Origin of the sequence: Moorena sp. SIO3I8 (assembly GCF_010692325.1) — a bacterium.
Lineage (GTDB): Bacteria > Cyanobacteriota > Cyanobacteriia > Cyanobacteriales > Coleofasciculaceae > Moorena.
Map to the genome: position 1 here is coordinate 1 of NZ_JAAHHW010000058.1, position 18,249 is coordinate 18,249.

The 18,249-nt window shown below is 42.3% G+C and carries 15 protein-coding genes; 6 read left to right on the forward strand and 9 right to left on the reverse strand.

What is annotated here, in order from left to right; genetic code table 11:
* Nucleotides 1-109: 109 nt before the first annotated feature.
* The gene (locus F6K51_RS20895) at nucleotides 110-973 is read right to left on the reverse strand and encodes an inositol monophosphatase family protein (RefSeq protein WP_365940025.1); all 864 of its coding nucleotides are present in this window, start codon (nucleotides 971-973) and stop codon (nucleotides 110-112) included.
* Nucleotides 974-1,234: 261 nt separating this feature from the next.
* Here F6K51_RS20895 and F6K51_RS20900 point away from each other — a divergent pair, with 261 nt between their 5' ends.
* Entirely contained in the window at nucleotides 1,235-1,663 is a 429-nt protein-coding gene (locus F6K51_RS20900; protein ID WP_293023690.1) for a hypothetical protein, read from the forward strand.
* Nucleotides 1,664-1,781: 118 nt separating this feature from the next.
* Here the strand turns inward: F6K51_RS20900 and F6K51_RS20905 are convergent, their stop codons facing one another.
* The 3 genes from F6K51_RS20905 to F6K51_RS20915 all read right to left on the reverse strand — a co-directional run bounded on the left by F6K51_RS20905 (nucleotide 1,782) and on the right by F6K51_RS20915 (nucleotide 3,169).
* On the reverse strand, nucleotides 1,782-2,072 hold the full coding sequence (locus tag F6K51_RS20905; protein ID WP_293023693.1) for a cupin domain-containing protein: 291 nt from the start codon (nucleotides 2,070-2,072) through the stop codon (nucleotides 1,782-1,784).
* 122 nt (nucleotides 2,073-2,194) lie between these two features.
* Nucleotides 2,195-2,812 (reverse strand): hypothetical protein, encoded by a 618-nt coding sequence (locus tag F6K51_RS20910; protein ID WP_293023696.1) that lies wholly within the window; start codon nucleotides 2,810-2,812, stop codon nucleotides 2,195-2,197.
* Between the two features lie 27 nt (nucleotides 2,813-2,839).
* Nucleotides 2,840-3,169 carry a hypothetical protein gene (locus F6K51_RS20915; RefSeq protein ID WP_293023699.1) on the reverse strand — a complete coding sequence of 110 codons (330 nt, stop codon included), beginning with the start codon at nucleotides 3,167-3,169 and terminating at the stop codon, nucleotides 2,840-2,842.
* A gap of 274 nt (nucleotides 3,170-3,443) precedes the next feature.
* Between F6K51_RS20915 and F6K51_RS20920 the strand changes: the two genes are divergently transcribed.
* Entirely contained in the window at nucleotides 3,444-4,325 is an 882-nt protein-coding gene (locus F6K51_RS20920) for an alpha/beta hydrolase (RefSeq protein WP_293023702.1), read from the forward strand.
* Between the two features lie 142 nt (nucleotides 4,326-4,467).
* Entirely contained in the window at nucleotides 4,468-4,602 is a 135-nt protein-coding gene (locus tag F6K51_RS20925; RefSeq protein WP_293023704.1) for a hypothetical protein, read from the forward strand.
* An 18-nt stretch (nucleotides 4,603-4,620) separates the two neighbouring features.
* Here the strand turns inward: F6K51_RS20925 and F6K51_RS20930 are convergent, their stop codons facing one another.
* The 4 genes from F6K51_RS20930 to F6K51_RS20945 form a co-directional block, all read right to left on the reverse strand.
* Nucleotides 4,621-5,352: an FkbM family methyltransferase gene (locus tag F6K51_RS20930; RefSeq protein ID WP_293023706.1), complete on the reverse strand. Its 732-nt coding sequence runs from the start codon at nucleotides 5,350-5,352 to the stop codon at nucleotides 4,621-4,623.
* 4 nt (nucleotides 5,353-5,356) lie between these two features.
* Nucleotides 5,357-7,471: a nucleotide-binding protein gene (locus F6K51_RS20935; RefSeq protein WP_293023708.1), complete on the reverse strand. Its 2,115-nt coding sequence runs from the start codon at nucleotides 7,469-7,471 to the stop codon at nucleotides 5,357-5,359.
* An 856-nt stretch (nucleotides 7,472-8,327) separates the two neighbouring features.
* Nucleotides 8,328-9,161: a PIG-L family deacetylase gene (locus F6K51_RS20940; protein WP_293023710.1), complete on the reverse strand. Its 834-nt coding sequence runs from the start codon at nucleotides 9,159-9,161 to the stop codon at nucleotides 8,328-8,330.
* A gap of 242 nt (nucleotides 9,162-9,403) precedes the next feature.
* Nucleotides 9,404-13,798: a tetratricopeptide repeat protein gene (locus F6K51_RS20945; RefSeq protein ID WP_293023712.1), complete on the reverse strand. Its 4,395-nt coding sequence runs from the start codon at nucleotides 13,796-13,798 to the stop codon at nucleotides 9,404-9,406.
* A gap of 190 nt (nucleotides 13,799-13,988) precedes the next feature.
* On the opposite strand from F6K51_RS20945, the gene F6K51_RS20950 reads away from it, so the two are divergent.
* From F6K51_RS20950 to F6K51_RS20960, 3 genes are all read left to right on the forward strand, one after another.
* On the forward strand, nucleotides 13,989-14,441 hold the full coding sequence (locus tag F6K51_RS20950) for a helix-turn-helix domain-containing protein (RefSeq protein WP_293023714.1): 453 nt from the start codon (nucleotides 13,989-13,991) through the stop codon (nucleotides 14,439-14,441).
* A 149-nt stretch (nucleotides 14,442-14,590) separates the two neighbouring features.
* On the forward strand, nucleotides 14,591-15,481 hold the full coding sequence (locus F6K51_RS20955; protein WP_293023716.1) for an Rpn family recombination-promoting nuclease/putative transposase: 891 nt from the start codon (nucleotides 14,591-14,593) through the stop codon (nucleotides 15,479-15,481).
* 280 nt (nucleotides 15,482-15,761) lie between these two features.
* Nucleotides 15,762-17,258, forward strand: a complete 1,497-nt coding sequence (locus F6K51_RS20960) for an NAD(P)/FAD-dependent oxidoreductase (RefSeq protein WP_293023718.1) — start codon at nucleotides 15,762-15,764, stop codon at nucleotides 17,256-17,258.
* A gap of 81 nt (nucleotides 17,259-17,339) precedes the next feature.
* Here the strand turns inward: F6K51_RS20960 and larE are convergent, their stop codons facing one another.
* Nucleotides 17,340-18,170 carry an ATP-dependent sacrificial sulfur transferase LarE gene (larE, locus tag F6K51_RS20965; RefSeq protein ID WP_293023721.1) on the reverse strand — a complete coding sequence of 277 codons (831 nt, stop codon included), beginning with the start codon at nucleotides 18,168-18,170 and terminating at the stop codon, nucleotides 17,340-17,342.
* Between the last annotated feature and the right edge of the window lie 79 nt (nucleotides 18,171-18,249).

Consider the following 18,249-nt stretch of genomic DNA (forward strand, 5'->3'; position numbering starts at 1 on the left):
CTCTTAATGGGATGGGCTTTCACCATCATCCAGTACACAGTTAAGGTTTTTCGGGGCTATCCCCGCGAACCTCCTAAGGCATACCCCTCCTGTTTCAGGAGGCTCCTACTTAGAACGAGCCGCACTTCCCGAGAAACTCTACCAAAGGCTTAAACACACTCACTAATTCCGGACGTGCTGCAACTAGAGTCGGAAAGGACCGCTGACCGTAATCTTGGCCTACTTCCAAGGGGAAAATTGGCTGAGAATCTAGGGGTACCCAAACTGCCCCAGATGCGTGAATAATCACCCAAGCTCCAGCAAAATCCCAAATTTTCGGGGTTGCTTCCACTCCTCCTAAGGTGACACCGTTGGCAGTGGCCAGAAAGTTGTAACTGGCAACCCCTAGCATCCGAATTTTGCAGGGGAAGGGTTGCTTCATCACTGAGGTACTACGGGCGCACAGGTTGAAAAAGTGGTTTTGGCTAGGGGAATCCTGGCTGCTGTGGATGGGACGTCCATTGAGAAAAGCACCGTTTTCTACACCACTGAGCTCCGATTTCCCCAGCCAAAAACCATGAAAAGATTGCTGGACAGGAGCAAAATGAATATAACCAAACACTGGAGTTCCCTGATACAACAAGCCTAAGGAAACCCCCCACAGGGGAATTCCTCTAGTAAAGTTGGTGGTGCCATCAAGAGGGTCAATAATCCAGCACCATTCAGACTCAGGAAATTGGTGGGATGCTTCTTCACTCAGTACGCCATGGCTGGGGAAATGAGATGCGATCGCATCTCTAATTTCTTGATCTGCCCACCTGTCCGCCTGGGTCACTAACGTACCATCGGCTTTTTCGGACCCTTGTACCTGACCAAAGTCCCGGAGGTGCCGATTCCCGACACGGTTTGTGGTGTCCTTGGCAAAGTTGAGAATATCTGTCCAAAAATCATTCATATCATGTCCGGTGGTGCGCGGTACCGGACATGATATCATGGTGTCGTTCTCCGGTAAAAACCACCCATCTACCTTAGTTTGTTGAGTTAGTTTGTGGTTTGTTTAACTCTAGACAATCCCCACAGAGCAGGTCAAAGTTGCCGAATATATTAACTATGTACTATTGCTTAAAGGTTAGTTTCCGTTGAACCTTGGCCAATAGGCCACGCTACGGAACTTGGCAACCCTTCAACTTGCCAACCTTCCCTACTCCCTACTCCCTACTCCCTACTCCCTAAAATCCAGATTGATAAATACGATATGAACTTATTCGGTAGTAATCGGCAAGACTTAGCAATACACAAGTGGCAACATCAGTTAGATCAGTTTGTTAAAGCCAATCAGAAAGAACTAGCTGCACTGGCTTGGGGGCTATTTCTAGAAAAAGGAGAAAGTGATGAGACCCTCGGACTTGACATGAAACCAAAGCCACATTTTGTTTACTGTCCTAGGGAAGCAATAGAGACCCTAAATCGTCAGGTTAATCACCAAATTCAGGAAATTTTGGGAGTGGTGGATGCTCATAAACCTGAGCAAGAAGTTTTGATTATTGGTATTGGTAATGGACAGTTGAAACTGATTCAATTTGAACCTGAACTTTCACCACCGGAGTGCTTTGAGCAAGTTGGTAAAGATGTCGATCAATTATTAGAAGAATTAGAGAAGCATATCAGTGAAACAATAAAGTAGGTATATCAAGTAGGGAGCTCAATTCCGGTTAATTACTTCGTTTTTATTCCCCCTACTCCCTACTCCCTACTCCCTACTCCCTACTCCCTAAAATCTTAGACAAAATTCCCTCAAACTTCTAGCCAAATTGATAGTGTTTTCTAACATTAGAAAGAATCTTCCAGGTGCAAGACATTCCAGCTGGGAAAGTTACCAAATCTCCTTTGGCAATTTGAACTGGTTCACCGCCATCTGGGGTGACAACTACTTCACCCTCTAGCAAGTAACAAGTTTCTGGATCATCATAAGTCCAGGGAAATTCCGAGACTTCCTTTGTCCAAATTGGCCAATTTGAGACACCTAAGTTATCAAGATGCTCTTCGCTAGGACGTTCAATCAGAATCTTATTGATATTGGTCGGTTTAGACATACTTTTGAGATTTTAACCGTTTTCAGTGGTAAGCTTTCATTTTCATCAAACCAATCAGCTAATACCCATAACCTGATAGCTGATAGCTGACGGCTGAGAGCTGACCGCTGAATGCTTACATCCTAATCATATAGGGCATCAAGCAAAAACTTGGTAATTTTACTTTCCTCCATCGTTGACAAAAGCTTAGTGTCCGCAATGTCTAACTTAGCTCCCGCAGCATGTAAATCATCATCTAAAGCCGTTAGAAAACCACGAGTAATGGGATCGTCCCCCACTTGGGCAAACATCACACCCAGTTCTTCCTGAGAATCCATCTTCTTAGTTGCTGCCACTAGCAATTTGACTAGAGCCATCCGTGGCTTTGGTTCACTATCGAGGATGACGATAATAATGTCACCGTTTGCTTTTGTCTGCTGGCGGGATTTACGGCTAAAGTGATCATCAACTGCAACTTTGAGCGGCTCAACCAGATTGATGCTGTCTGAACCATAGGGCTGCTCAAAGAGGTCAACTAATGCCTGACTAGTGGTGTTGTCATATTTTTGATAGGGAGTAGATGCAATGTAAATAGTGAGTCCGTCTGGATCGAGTTCCTCACATTTCTTTGCCAAGGCGATAATAGACTCCTGAGCTAGCAACCACTGCTTGTCTAGTCCAGGCAGGGTTCCAAAGGTTTTAGAGGCATTTCTTGCCAGAATTATGGTGTAGTCTCGGTTTTGCAATAGGTCTTGAGACACAGTTATCCTCTGATATCCATTTGAATCTTATCGTAAGTTTTCCCAGAAATCCTGATCAGAGCCAATCAGGACTTGGGAGAGTCTGGTTGAAAATGTTCTTTTTCTATAGCTAAGGAGTCGTAAAGAATTAAATTTAACTGTTAAGACTTGAGAGCTTCGGATCTCGGAATAAGGAACAGCAACGGTTTGAGTAACTTTCAGTTTCTTAACACAGTCAAAAAAAATTATAGCGTTTCTCTTAGTAATGAGATCTATAGCAATTCTAGGACTTGTGAGGTACAAATATTTAGGTTTTAGGGAGCAGGGAGTAGGGAGCAGGGAGCAGGGAGCAGGGAGCAGATAAAAGAGAAGAGGCAAGAGCCAATAGTCAAACAATTATGTGTACCTCATGAGTCCTAAAAACGTTATAGCAATTCTAAATCATTTGTAAAATCAGCAAAATCACAATTTTGGCGCTTTGTAGGCAGGGTTTACTGCAACCGTTACCCTTGCATCAATCCATAGGTCTGTTAGTTCCTATGAATCAGGGTAGGCTATTGAATTAAACCCCGCTCGGGTAAGCACTGACTAACATAATTGCGCTTGTGAGGGGGAAAATCAGGATTGTCCTCTGATTACAGCAATTCAACTGATGTTTCCTGATTTTCTGCCCTCCAATACCCAGCAGCTAGTTGAGTCTAGCTCCATTGTTCTTGCTCAAAGTATCCAGCGTCAAGCTATCTCAACTCCCCTGAGCCCACAGGCCATTGCCACAACTTACGTTAATCAGGGTAAGGGTGGCACGCCGATTCTGTTACTCCATGGCTTCGATAGTTCCCTGCTAGAATTACGCCGCTTGCTACCACTGCTGGCTCAGGACAATGAAACCTGGGCAGTGGATTTGTTGGGTTTTGGGTTTACGGATCGCATGGCAGGGACTCCATTTAGTCCCAATGCGATCGCAACCCATCTCTATTATTTCTGGAAAACCCTGATTAGAACACCAGTCATTGTAGTCGGTGCTTCTATGGGGGGTGCAGCGGCGATTGATTTTACCCTCACTTACCCCCAGGTTGTTAAACAGTTAGTATTAATAGATAGCGCTGGCTGCACCAAGGCTCCCCCGATGGGGAAGTTCTTATTTCCTCCCTTAGGCTACCTAGCGACAGCATTTTTGGCTAATCCCAAGGTAAGGCAAAGTATCAGCAAAAACGCTTACTATGATAAAGGTTGGGCGTCTGAAGATGCCCGAATTTGTGCTGCATTGCACCTAGAAATGCCTGGTTGGAATCAAGCCTTGATTGCGTTTACCAAAAGTGGTGGTTATGGTGATTTTGGGGATAAGCTGGCTCAGATTAGCCAGCCAACTCTAATTTTATGGGGTGACCATGACCAAATTTTAGGCACTGCTGCTGCTAGCAAGTTTAAGGATGCGATCGCACAATCTCAATTAATCTGGATTAAAGACTGTGGTCATGTGCCTCACTTGGAACAAGCTCAAGTTACTGCTGAGCATATTTTAGAATTCGCCTAGAATTCGGCATATAGCAAAGGGAACAGGGAACAGGGAACAGGGAACAGGGAGCAGGGAGCAGGGAGTAGGGAACAGGGAACAAACATTCTCTCAATTGATTTAGGATTGCTATAGCTTCAGGAGTATAGCGGTTTTTAGCCTAATGAGGTACACAGGATTTTTCCTCTGTTCCCTCTTCCCCTCCTGGGAGGGGTTAGGGGTGGGTTACTCTTTCCTGTTCCCTGTTCCCTGTTCCCTGTTCCCTAAAACCAGGAACTCTGTACCTCACCAAATTTAAAACCGCTATATAGCATTTTCAATTTAGATTTGAAAACGCGATCGCATGTCCAACATACCAGGGAATATTGGGATAAGCTGGTTCCAGGGGCATGATTTTATATCCTACAGAGTCAATAAACATCTCAATGCTTTGATTCTTCAGTTTAAAGGAGTCTTGATTCCCATCATCTACTTCATAAATCAGGATGGGCTGAAATTCTTTAATAGTTTGGATCATCCCCCTTAAAACATTAATTTCTGCTCCTTCCACATCGATTTTGACAACCGTTGGGGGTTTCAAAGTTTTTTGGGAAACCAAATCATCAATAGATACAAGGTCAACTGTCATTTCACCTCTGAGATCTGGAGGTGTACCCGCTGTCGCTAAAGTAGCTCCTCCTGAATGATGAGCCAGCAACAATTCTCCGGTTCCGGTTGATTCAGAAACGGCTTGTGGGAAAACAGTAACATTGGAGAAACTATTAAGCTCCACATTCCGTAGAATAATGTCAGCATTGTTTGGAACTGGCTCAAACGCATAAACCTGTCCAGATGGCCCAACTAGCTTCGCAGCAATAATAGTAAAAAAGCCAATATTGGCACCGATATCATAGAAGATATGATCGTGGTTTAAGCAGCTTGCTAAGGCTTTCTGAAGCGGAAGTTCATAGGTACCACGTGCAAAATCAGGATTAGAACCATCCCCATGGAATTTTAGTCCTGCACCTACTCCATTGTTAAGGGTTACCTGTTGATTGCTTAAATTCATTAGTCTACACCTTTGCTACAAAATTTTGAAATACACTTCCTGTATCATTTCCCCATTCCCAGTTAGCAACAATCCCAACTCGGTTAATTCTAAGACGCACCGCATCTGGATAAACATCTGTAAGGGCACGATACAATACTGGTTCATCATTGATGAAGATCATGTAATTCATGCCATCAAAAATCATGCGGAGCCGATGGGAAACACCCCAGTAAATGCGTTTCCCCACATTTGTCCAGACAGCATCAAATAATTCTTCAAAGCCATTGAGATAGAAAAAGGAAGACATTGAAGCACCACCGTAACAGTCATCTAACCAGTTATTGATAGTGATATAATTGTCAGCATCCTGCCAAAAGATAAACCCTCCACGACCTTTTTCTCCCTGTCCTCGTCTAGTTCCAGGGGGAGTAATGTCTACCTGTAAATCCGCTATGTCTGGGTGATCCCAATCAATGGTGTAGGCAGTGCGACCTGGATTAGGATGTTTAGCATCAGCTTGGACTTTGGCTGTACTATTCCCAGTCAGCTCAATTACCCCTAGCCCAATATTCCGATGCCAGACTTTGCTACCACTAGTGGTGGTTTTTCCCATCAAGTCCCCAGCTGCACCAGCAAAATCTTCAGTGATAGCTATTTCGGTACCCTCTACTACCCAAGGGGAGCCAAGGTCGAGTTCAGAAGGAATAGGGATAGTGCGTGGGTGAGCCTCAAAGGAGCGAAAATACAGACTATGGTTAGAGTTAATCCCACCAATGCCAACACCGGTAGCGTTTTCCAGGCGGGTATCTGTAAACCACTTGTTAAAGACTAACTGGCCATTGAGATACAGGCTGAAGGTCTTACCATCATCCAATATCTGTAAAGAGTTGATCGCTGTTGGCTGTAAATACCATAGATCGCTAACAGCTAAACATTCCCAGCTATCATGGTCTTGAATCATAAGTTGACATTTGTCCCCGTCTGCTAGGAAACTCCAGAATTGGTTTTTATCCTGAACACGCCACACAATGCGGACTCCAGTTATCTGAGTAGAGGTTTCAATCAACAAATGGATTAGCCCAGAGGGTGTGGGACACTCCAACATAGCGACGCTATCCGGTTGAGTGGCTCTAGCACCATCAGTTGTTAACTCATAAGTTCCTTGAGAGACACTCCAGAAACCACCCTTGTCCGCTTCAGCACCATCTAGCAAACCATCACCAATCAGGTCATCTGCCACCTGAGCTGTACCGTACCAGGTGGCGATGTCTGAAATTTGGGCTACATTAGCGCCATAGATGCGCGTATCGACTTCAAAACCATTCTGTCCCAAAATACTTTGGTATACACCAGCATATACTGTCGGATCATCATTGAAAGGATCAATAGCAATGGGACGCATGTTAGGGTAAGCCGCAAGACCATGAGCATTAGGAACAGAAGCAGCATAATACGCAGCTCCCTTTTCCCGCAGAACCACGATGTAATAAACCTGGAGATTTTGTAAGCCCCTAAATGCTGAGAGCAGATACCCGCCCAAGCGAGTCCACAACTCTCCATTTTCTGCCCCAGTGGCATGAACAATAAAGGCATTTCCCTCTGCAGTTGGGTCAACAGGAACTTCCCTGGGGAACCAACCCACTGCCAGATTCTCATCAATATTTGGCAATTTAAATGGTTTGAAATATTTGGAAATTCTGGAGGTACTACGAATCCACCATAGGAGCTTTCGCAGCATCCTGCTTTTTCCCTGACTAGAAGTCCAACGCAGAAGCCGTTTAGCCGGTTTATCCGTCTCAGGACCAATCATCCACCGATGGAGTCGTTCTGTTAGGGGCTCAATCCTTTCGGTCTGGGATGTATTATGACCATTGCTCAGAAACACTCCAAAGGCGAGTCCATTGGTACGGGTGTAGGGACCATAAGCAATGCCCTGTCTGCCCCACGCAGGTTTTAGCAGAGGCTGGAGACGTAATGCGCCATTGTCAATCCCAATCAGCTTTTCGACATCTATACCCTTACGAACTGCACCACTGGGAGTTTTAGTACCAATGGTTTTACCTGCACAACAGTTGTCTGAGAATGTGTCTGTGAAGGATTTGTTTACTAAATTTTTTGGTGGATTTAATTGTTGCATGTTGTTGCTTAATGTTTATATAGTGTTTTAAATTGGGTGAGGTACTTTCATCCTAGGGAGTAGGGAGTAGGGAGTAGGGAGTAGGTAATAGGGAATATATAACAGGTAACAGTAGGAAAGATCCTCGAGTTTTTTTTGGTGTTATGCTAAATAAGCAATGTCAAACCCTATCGGGTGTATCTCACTTTTGTAAATTTTGCGTAGGGTGCGTTAGGGGTGGGATTGCCCTGATTTTCCGCCTCTTCGTTCCTGGTTGAAATAGCCCACCCCGTAACGCACCACCCGCTCAAACAGCTTTTAGGAGATGCACCCAATCCTATCTCACCTGCTCCCTTGCTTTCAGAACCATTAAATTTAAATGAAGACCAGCTTAGATGATAGCTGACATTGTCAAGAACAACAAAAAAAATAAAATGGATATATGATGTCCCATATATCCAGAACTGATATGACTGACTGATAAAGGTCTTGAACACTCTTATTACTTATGATTTCATGATTATCTTGAATGAAGTTGCCAAATTGGCTAATTTCTCGCTATTTTTTAGACAATTTATAAATTGTGATAGGTACAAATTCCAGGGTTTTAGGGAGCAGGGACTTCGGAGCAGGTAACAGCGGATCTGGGAAAGGGGAATAGATAACAAAAATATGTCTTAACCTTTACTTAGAAGGCTATAGACGGCTATATAGTTATTAAATAGGGGTAAAACAGCACAGGCTAAAAATCAAGTGCATTGTTATATAAAATTTGAAGTCTATAGCAATCCGTGTAGGAATTGTTATAATTTTTGTTCCCTACTCCCTACTCCCTACTCCCTACTCCCTATTCCCTTTGCTATAGCGTTTATTATAACTATTCAGAATTATGATTCAAACTATATCGACGAAATAATTCATATTTTTGAAAAAAGCAGTCTAAAAACTCACCCTCTGACACATCCTTTAAGGTTAGCCAGCGTGGATGAGGAATGAGTTGTTTCATTTGAGATTGATGTTGGTCTAGGGCAGTACGTTTGATATCAAAAACATCACCAATATAGACAGATAATCTAAAATCATTCAGTAAGCGAAACCCTGACATTATGGTTTTTTTAAAAAAGGATACCAGGTTTGGTTTACTCCCTTCCACCCTTGTCCAAGGCCAGTGATTCCAGAACCATATAGGATACTCATAAACTGTCACATCAAATTTAATTGTTTTGAGTGCAGCTACGACAATTTCATTGGTAGCATTATGGTCAGATACCCCATCATTGTAGTAGGGAACAAAAATTTCTTCAGGAAGATAGTTAAGAATAATTTTGGCGACGTTTTGGATAGCCAAATTTCTGGTTTTATCTAATGTTCCATCTTTGAATTCCAGAAAGCTGACATCATGCTGTTGCAGACCAAGTTGTTGAGCGGCTGCCAATGCTTCATTAGCGCGTATTGATTTTACTTGATTTGCTGGAATCAGATGAGCATGAGATTGACATCCATCCGTCATAAAAACAATTTTTATATCGGCTCCGGCTTGCTTTTTACGGATAATTGTTCCACCACAGCCCAGGGTTTCATCATCCTGATGGGGGGAAAATATAATCGCCGATCGTCTTAGATTATTTCTGTCATACTCAACTCTGGTACTATGGATTAGAAAACGATAAAACTGGCGTACCAGAGTTTGTAAGGATAATTTATTTATCATTTTTACAGCATTTTTCAATTGGGTGAGGTACAGATTATTTGGTTTTAGGGAACAGGGAACAGGGAACAGGGAACAGGGAACAGGGAACAGGGAAAAAATCCTCTGTACCTCAGGTGCGACCCGCGCCTTGAGCGAATTTAATTCTTAATGGGTCAAGCGCACCTAATAGTTATGAAAAACGCTGTAACTTGTCACGTGTCACTATTCCCTGAGCCGAAGTTCAACACTTCTGTTTTTTGCTGTCAAAGAATAGTCTTGTACTGCTTGAGTAAATCATCAACAACTTTCTCGAAAGAAAATAGTTCAACCGCTCGCTGATGTCCAGCTTGTCCCATGGATGTTCTAAGTTCTTGGTCAGAAAGAAGTTGCAAGATGGCGTCTGCTAAAGCATCAGCATTACTCCGTTCAACCAGCAGACCTGTCTTACCATCTTCTACAATCTCGGGAAAAGCACCAGCTTGGGTAGCAATAACCGGAAGACCTGCAACCATAGCTTCGACAATTGGCATCCCAAATGCTTCGTGACATACTGACGGAAATACAAAAATGTCTGCCTGCTGATAATAATTGACTAACTTAGATTGAGGAAGGGAGCCAGTGAAGGATACTTGGCTGGCTAGATCAGCACCAAAGTGATCATTCAATTCGGACAGGTATCGTCTCACGTAACCTGTCCAACTTTCATCACCGTAGAATGATGCTAACTCTGCCACTTTGGAGTCATCACTTAATCCCACAAGATAGTCGTAGGGTAATGCACCTACAGGACCAACGAGATCAAGTTTGGTTTGAGGGCAGCGCTCGAGCACTTTTTTAAACGCCTCTAATAAGACATGGGATCCTTTTTCTGGAGATACTCTACCCACATAGAGTAATCGTTTAGCAGGATTTTTGGTGCTGCCATTTTCCTGATTATGGCTGACATATAAATTCATGAAGCGATCAAGGTTTACCCCATTAAAAACCGGCTGACAGCGCTCGGCAAATTTAGGAAAACGCTCGCGAATCCCTTCTGTGATATACTTACTAGTACCAATAACTAAATCTACCTTACTAAGCCGCTTTTCTAGAATTTTGTGGTCCAGTTGGGTCAACCACTCACAATGCATGTGCAGGGCAATTTTTATTCCTGGGTTCAAGGCTCGTATCACTGGAATAAACTGAGATAAGTTGTGAATGTGAACAACATCACATTGCTGTTTTATCAAGTCATTTGCTACTTGTAAAATATATGCGAGGTAATAGAGTTGGGAGCAAAATATAGGACGTTTTTGATTCTGGAATCCTGGAATTTTTTCTAGATAGTTTAGCAGTTTTTTATCCCGACCTATGGGAATATATCGATAGTCTACTCCGTCATGACTTGCCGTATTAAAGCGTTCTCCTGGTGTATAGACAATAACATCACCATCTTGAACTAAAAGACGCACGAATTCATAGGTCAAAATTCCGATAGAATCCATCGGGTTTGGAAACGATGTCATCACAAAGGGTTGACAGACAAATGCTATCTTTAATCGTTTCTTAGAATCTGCTCCGTTTAATTGATGATTTAATTTGTTGTTTAATTTGTTTTGCTCTCGGTCAATCCTAGTTAATTTATTATGCACTAAAGTGGTGTAGACTTCGTTGTTACTGGGATTGAGTTTGAGGACATTGTTATAGGATGCGATCGCATCATCTAATTTGCCTTGTTCTTGGAGAGCAACCCCTAAGGTATAATGACTGTTTACCAACTCTGGCTGTATTGCGATCGCATTCCGGTAGTAAGCCACCGCAGTCTTCACATCGCCCCCTATTTTCCGACTAACGCCCAAATCGTGATTTAAGGCAGCGTAGTAGGCGTGTTTGTCTTGGGAAAGCTGCCCTTGAGCGTGGAGTGCATTGCCCAAATTCACATCAGCTTCAGTACAGGTAGGCTGAATCTCCAACGCTTTTTGATAGGATGCGATCGCATCGTCCCAATTACCTTGTTGTTGCAGAGCATACCCAAGGTTGTTGTGAACCGCTATTAAGTTCGGCTGTATTGTTAAGACTCGTTGGTAACACTCCACCGACTCAGACAACTGACCTTGACCTTGGCACAAATTACCTAAACTAAACCAACCCTTAACAGAATTCGGCTCCGCTTCCACAGTAGCTCTGAACAACTTCTCGGCCATCTCATACTGACCTGTTTGCTGTGCCAGCACCCCTAAGCCATATAAAGCTTCCGGATGATTAGGGTGTTGTTCCAAAATCTTATAGTAAACCTGTACAGCCTTGTTTAAGCGATTGGCTTGACGATGTTGAACAGCAAGTTGTAGTGCTTCAGAAACAGTTTCCATCGCAAATTGTCTTGGTTTATGGACTACATTTAATAGAAAATCTTCTAATGCTCTTACCGGTTTCAAGTCACCATATAACTTATGCTTATTTTCAGCAACTTGATCAGATATGTATTGACGATATTGAGCATCTTGACCCAACCGTACCGCAATTTTCACATAATCCTCTTTACTCTTAGCAATTGTCTCTTCCAGACCCATCATTTTTAGAATTGCTATCGTATGCCGACCACGCATCAAATCTCCTGGGAATGTCACAATCGGAATATTATGGGTAATCGATTCTAAACTAGAGTTACATCCAGACCAACCAATGCTATCCAAGAATACATCCGCTATGGCTGAGGTTCCAGCAAACCTCCTGTTATTCATGAACGGTAAAAATATGCAGTAGTCTGTATAATCGAGGCCAAATTTATTAAAAGCATCCCTTAAACGCTGGGTAAATATCTCAGTAACCTGGTCACTTTTAACATATTTAAGAAATACAAACTTACATCGACAATCTAACTCCTTAGCAATTCTAGTAAAAACATCATCATAGTGAGGTAAATACTTATATAAAGATTGGCAGCACCAGAACATAATCTCATCATCCTCTAAGCCTATGTCCTTTTTACTAATTGCTTCCGGTGTAATTTCCAAAGGGGTGTAATGGATAGAGAGATTCGGTAATCTAACTAACCTCTCACTATAATGCTCTTGAGCATTTTCTGCTTCCATTAAATCACTACTCAAGTAATAGTCAATCGTCGGCATTCCACTAGTATCGGGATGTCCCCAAGATGTCATTTGAATCGGAGCCAGTCTTAAACAACCCAACTTAACTGTAGTGGGGGACATCCCGAATTCCGGAAAAATCAGGATGTGTAATTTATCTTTTGTAATTACCTCACACCATTCTTCCATAGTCAAAGAACCTTGAACAAATTTGACAAATGATTTCGCGGCTATTGCTGTTTCCTTATCCTGTTTTAACCCGGTGTGATAACCAAATAGTTCAAAATTCGATCTATCTATATTTTCTACCCAGCCCTTAATCGGTATTTTCCAATTAGAATGATCCCAAAAGAATTCCGAAATAACCCCAATCCGAACTTTTTCATGAGGTGCTAAATTTGGTAGAGGAATTTTCTGGCTCCACCGGGGATAGCACTTCCACATGATCTGGCAAATCATTGCTCCATAAATTTGCTGTAACTCTCGGTTATTTAACCCTTGATAGGCCAGATAAAAAGGCTGAAACGCTCCCACCGCCTTAGCAGCACTTAGCAGTTCCATTGGACTTAGCTCTGTATCGCTCTGTGTATAGCTATCCGCTAATTTTTTCAGACTAGCTTGGTAATTATTTCGCGTTACCTTGATTTCATCAACACTTGAATAAATGATCGGAATCTGACACACGCACATGGCCAGTTTAGCTTCAGCCAAGTTAGGGTTAATACTTAATGCTTGCTGGTAAGACTGTAGGGCTTCTTCTAGCTTGCACTGTTCGTGGAGTGTATTTCCTAAATTGTTATAAACCTCAGCAAAATCAGGTTTCAGCCTAATCGCTTCCTGATAGGACTGTAGCGCTTCCTCTAACTTGCCCTGTTTTTGGAGTATTGTTCCCAAATTGTTATGAGCGTCAGCATAGTCAGGTTTAAGCCTAATTGCTTCTTGGTAAGACTCTCTTGCAGCATCTAACTTGCCCTGTTTTTGGAATAGAGTCCCCAAATTGTTATGAGCCTGAAAACAATCTGCTTTAAGCTTAATCGCTTCCTGGTAGGACTCTTGTGCCGCATCTAACTTCCCCTGTACCTGTAGTACATTTCCCAGATTACAATAAGCCTGAGCATAGTCAGGTTTAACCCTAATCGCTTCTTGGTAGCACCGTACCGCTTCCGATAACTTACCCTGACTATAAAGTAAATTTCCTAAATTGTTATGAGCCAGAGCATAGTCAGGTTTAACCCTAATCGCTTCTTGGTAAGACTGTACCGCTTTGTCTAACTCTCCTTGTGCCCAGAAGATATTTCCCAAATTGTTATGAACTTCAGCAAAGTCAGGTTTTAGGGTTAAACCTTGTTGGTACAACCCTACCGCTTCCTCTAGCTTATTTTTTTCCTCAAATATACTTGCCAGATTAGCAATGGCTATCACGTTATAGGGCTTCGATAAAAGCTTTTCCTCACCCTGATTATCCCCCTGAATCTGTATTACCTGTCTGTAGATAGATTCAGCCTGATCTAATTTACCTAATTGATGATTTTGAGCAGCTGTATTGATTAGAGATTCAAGGTTTGATTCTAACAATTGGTTGGTAGTCATATAGCGGTTTACAGGGCAGAGCTAGGTGGCTGTAATACTAAATCCGTTTTGATTAGATATCAATCATGAAAAATTATTTCCCCCTAGTTGTCTGGTCAGTTTGGCAAAACTTTACATAACTTTACATTAAGCTGTCCAAGAATAAATTTTTGCTATACTAGTAGTATCGGAATAGTTAAGGAATCCGAACATGAACCACTGCGTTGGTACTACCGAAGCTGCATCTTTATTAGGTATTTCTTCTCGACGATTGCGCCAACTCCTGGAGAAGGGTAGGGTCAGGGGTGCCTATAAAAGTGGTAAATTCTGGATTATTCCTCTTTTCAACCACCTACCACAAATCACCAAAGGTACCCGTGGACCCAAGGGCAAATGGCGTACCAGTCGTCCTCCCGCTTTAGCCACGATCAATGTCAACCGTAATCGAATTGGCAGCAACAATGCTAAACCTGCCGAAGACCGTCAGCCAGTGATTTCGGTAAAACGAAGCGGTAATAATCTATACGGCAACCAGATCGAAATTCTTGGTCCATGTCGGATTGTTTATCAGCCCGATCACCCACTGCGTTGTGGTGCTCGTCTATGGATTGAAACTTTCAGTGATGTTCATTTCATTGGTGGTAGTTTTCCCGCTAGTGTCTGATCCTAAGGGCATTGCTGATTCTGGCTATGGTTTTCCCAATTCTGGGGGTAACAAAACTTTCAAAGTCCCTCAGAATTCGAGGAGCAACGGGGGCTTTAATAAAACCAGATTATCGCGCATTTATTCCTTAATTCAGGAACGCCAAAACTATGAGATTTATCAGCCCAAAAATAGATTATGTCTTCAAAAAAATATTTGGTTCCAAAGAAAGTCAAACTATATTAATTAGTTTCCTTAATGCTATTATTTACAATGGCGAACCAATCATTAAATCTTTAACCATTATTAATCCCTATAATCCCGGTCAAGTATTGACTTTAAAAGACACTTATTTGGATGTAAAAGCAGTGTTAGCGGATGGAGAAATTGTCCTAATTGAAATGCAAGTCTCATCCATCACTGGTTTTAGCAAACGGGTACTTTATAATATGGTGAAAGGATATGTTAATCAGTTAAAAACAGCAGAGGACTATATTCGTCTTAAACCTGTTATAGCTGTCACAATTACGGATTTTATTTTGTTTGACGAAACTCAGCAAATTATTAATCAATTTGTGTTTCAAGAAAAAACAGAAAAGTTTGAATGTCTGGAAGAGGAATTGCAGTTAATATTTATAGAATTACCGAAATTCCATAAAAGACTCTCAGAATTAGAAACTTTAGCCGATAAATGGATTTATTTCATCAAAGAAGCTTCTAGTCTCGATAATATTCCTCCTTCTTTAGGAGAAGTATCAGAGATAGAATCAGCGTTAAATCTTGCTAATCAAGCTGGTATGACACCAGAAGAATTAGAAATTGCCGATCGCCGTGCTATGGCATTACAAGATGAAAGAGGAAAACTAACTTATGCTGAAGAAATAGGAAGAAAAAATGAGGCGATAGCCTTAATAATGCGTCAACTGAAAAAGCGTTTTGGGGAAATTGATCAAAAAAACATTAGCAAAATAGAAAATTTAACAATTGAAGAGTTGGAAAATTTGGGAGAAGACTTCTTAGATTTCAATAACATAACTGATTTAGAAAATTGGCTTAACTAGCATTCAGCCCGGATATAGCGTTCATAGGACTCATGAGGTACACATTATTTTTTACCTCTTCCCTCTTCCCTTCCCCTCCTGGGAGCAGTAGGGGTGGGTTCCTCTTCCCTGCTCCCTGTTCCCTGTTCCCTGTTCCCTAAAAAAGCTAATTTTGTACTTAATTAAGTACAAAATTGCTATAGTTGTTAAGGTAATATAATTGTCCGAACAGCAGTAGGGAAGCTGATCGCAAAAACGATTAGCCCGAAGGGCTACGCTACGCGATCGCAAAAATATAATTATGATCGACACTTATGATATTGTTGTGGTTGGTGCTGGTCCAGTAGGATTAGCCACTGCCATTGGCTTACAGCAGCGTGGTATATCTAATTTTCTAGTCCTTGATCAAACTCGTGCCTTTCGTCGAGTTGGTCAGGTTATCGATCTTCTGCCTAATGGATTAAAAGCGCTTAACCACATAGCGCCTTCTGCTTACGAAGCCGTTAAAAAAACGGGTATGGAGTTTTTACAGAAAGCCCAAGCCAATCAAAATCCCGAAACAACCATCAGCAAACAAAAACTACCTAAGACTTCTCCTCAATGGGTTGTCAAAAATTTTAAGGGAGAGCAAATTCATTCTTTTCCTATTAGCTATGAGGATTGGTTCAAGGATTATGGAGAGGGTCGAGTCTCAATTTCTTGGTACGATTTACAGACCACTCTCAGAAACCAACTTCCCGTTGAACAGGTTAAAGCGAATCATCGTTGTATCAATGTTGTTGATGAAGGAAACACCGGATATGTTCGGCTAGATTTTGTTTCTGATGCAGCCATAGAAGCAAATCCCTATGCTCATTGGTCAAACAGACAGAACGATCAGGATACAGTCTCCTTCAATTCAGAGCATAGTGGCCAACAATTTCAAAAAAAATCAATCCGGGCTAGGCTAGTTGTTGCTGCAGATGGTATCAACTCTACCATTCGTCGGATTGTTTATAACGATAGTCCCTACAGTGGTTTAGCCAGACCTGACTATTCCGGATTTGCCGCCCTATTCTGTATGAAAATCACGGATATTCCTCCAGAGCTAAGCACAGAGCTTGAAAACAAATTTTTTCAGCAGGAACGGATTCTCACCATCACTAATGATCAAATCTCAGAGGATTCGGCTTCTATGGAATCCCCACGGATGCTCCTATTTCGCCGTCCCAATGCTCAGTTTGGGTATTTGATCCATCTTCCTTTAAACCAGGAAGAGTTGACAGAAAAATCTGGAAGTGCCTTGATTGCTTTAGCATTGCGAGAGTTGGAAAACGCTAATTTTCCCAAAGCTCTCACACAATTAGTGGCTTTATCTCCTCCTGTCAAAATCAAATCCCGTCCCTATTACATTCACCGTGTAGAAACTCTATCTCCCTGGAGTTCAGGTAGAGTTATCTTAGTGGGTGATGCCGCCCATGGGATGCCTCCTTTCATGGCTCAAGGGGCTAATCAAGGATTGGAAGATGCTCTGGTTGTAGCTACCATGATCGCTAATATTGTACAGAAAAATAATCTTGATAATATCCAAGCAATCGCCAATGCTTGCCTTAACTACGAATCTCTTCGTCGTCCATTAATGGAGAAGATTCAGCAAGCAACATTGAACCGAATTCCCTACAGTAACAAACAAGCATGGCATGACTACCAACAATTGGTATATTGTCGTAATTTTGAGCAATTGCTGGAGCAATGTAACCATTTAGCAGTCAGCAGTCAGCAGTCAGCAGTCAGCAGTCAGACAAAGGCTGATAGCTGATAGCTGATAGCTGAACGCGCACGCGTGCGCGTAGCGCTAATCGCTGTTCGCTAATAACTGAATGCTTACAAAAAGCCAAACTTATAAAGCTTTCATACTAATCACATCCTGGCCCAAAACTTGATTTAATTTGCCACTGCGATATCCTTCTAAATCCAAGGTCACATAGACAAAACCCAACTCCTGAAACTCTGCCACTAACTTCGGTAAATCTGTGGTTACCACAAATTCCTTAATCTCTTCCGGTAGTAACTCAATCCGTGCAGTATCTCCTTCTGAACGAACCCTCAAATTCGAGAAACCTAACTTCCGTAAATAGATCTCTGCTCGTCCTACCCGTTGTAACTTAGCTACTGTAATCATTTCCCCATAGGGAAAGCGAGAACTCAGACAAGGTTGGGCAGGTTTATCCCACCACGGCAGTCCTAATTGTTTCGAGAGTTGGCGCACTTCCGCCTTAGTTACCCCCACTTCCGCTAAAGGCGATCGCGCACCTCGTTCCTTTGCCGCCTGAATCCCTGGACGATAGTCCCTTAAATCATCCCCATTCACCCCATCGACTACATAAGGATAGCCTCGCTCCAGGGCTAGAGGTTTGAGAGTGTCGTGGAGTTCACTTTTGCAAAAATAACAGCGATTGACCGGGTTAGAGGTATAGTTGGGATTATCCATCTCATGGGTTTGGACAACCTCATGGGTAATGCCAATGGTAGCGGCTTGGATGCGAGCGTCTTCTAATTCTTCTGGTAATAGTGAGGGGGATTCAGCAGTGACCGCTAAAGCGCGATCGCTTAAAACATCGTAAGCAATTTTAGCAACTAGCGTGCTATCGACTCCCCCAGAATAGGCAATCAAAGCCCGTTCCATCTCAGCAAATATAGTTTTTAATTGCTTGAGTTTCTGCTCTAGCATGGTTTTGATAAATAATTTTCCCTATTTTTAGCACTATCCCCATTTACTATCATGCCCCATTTATCATGATTAGACTTCG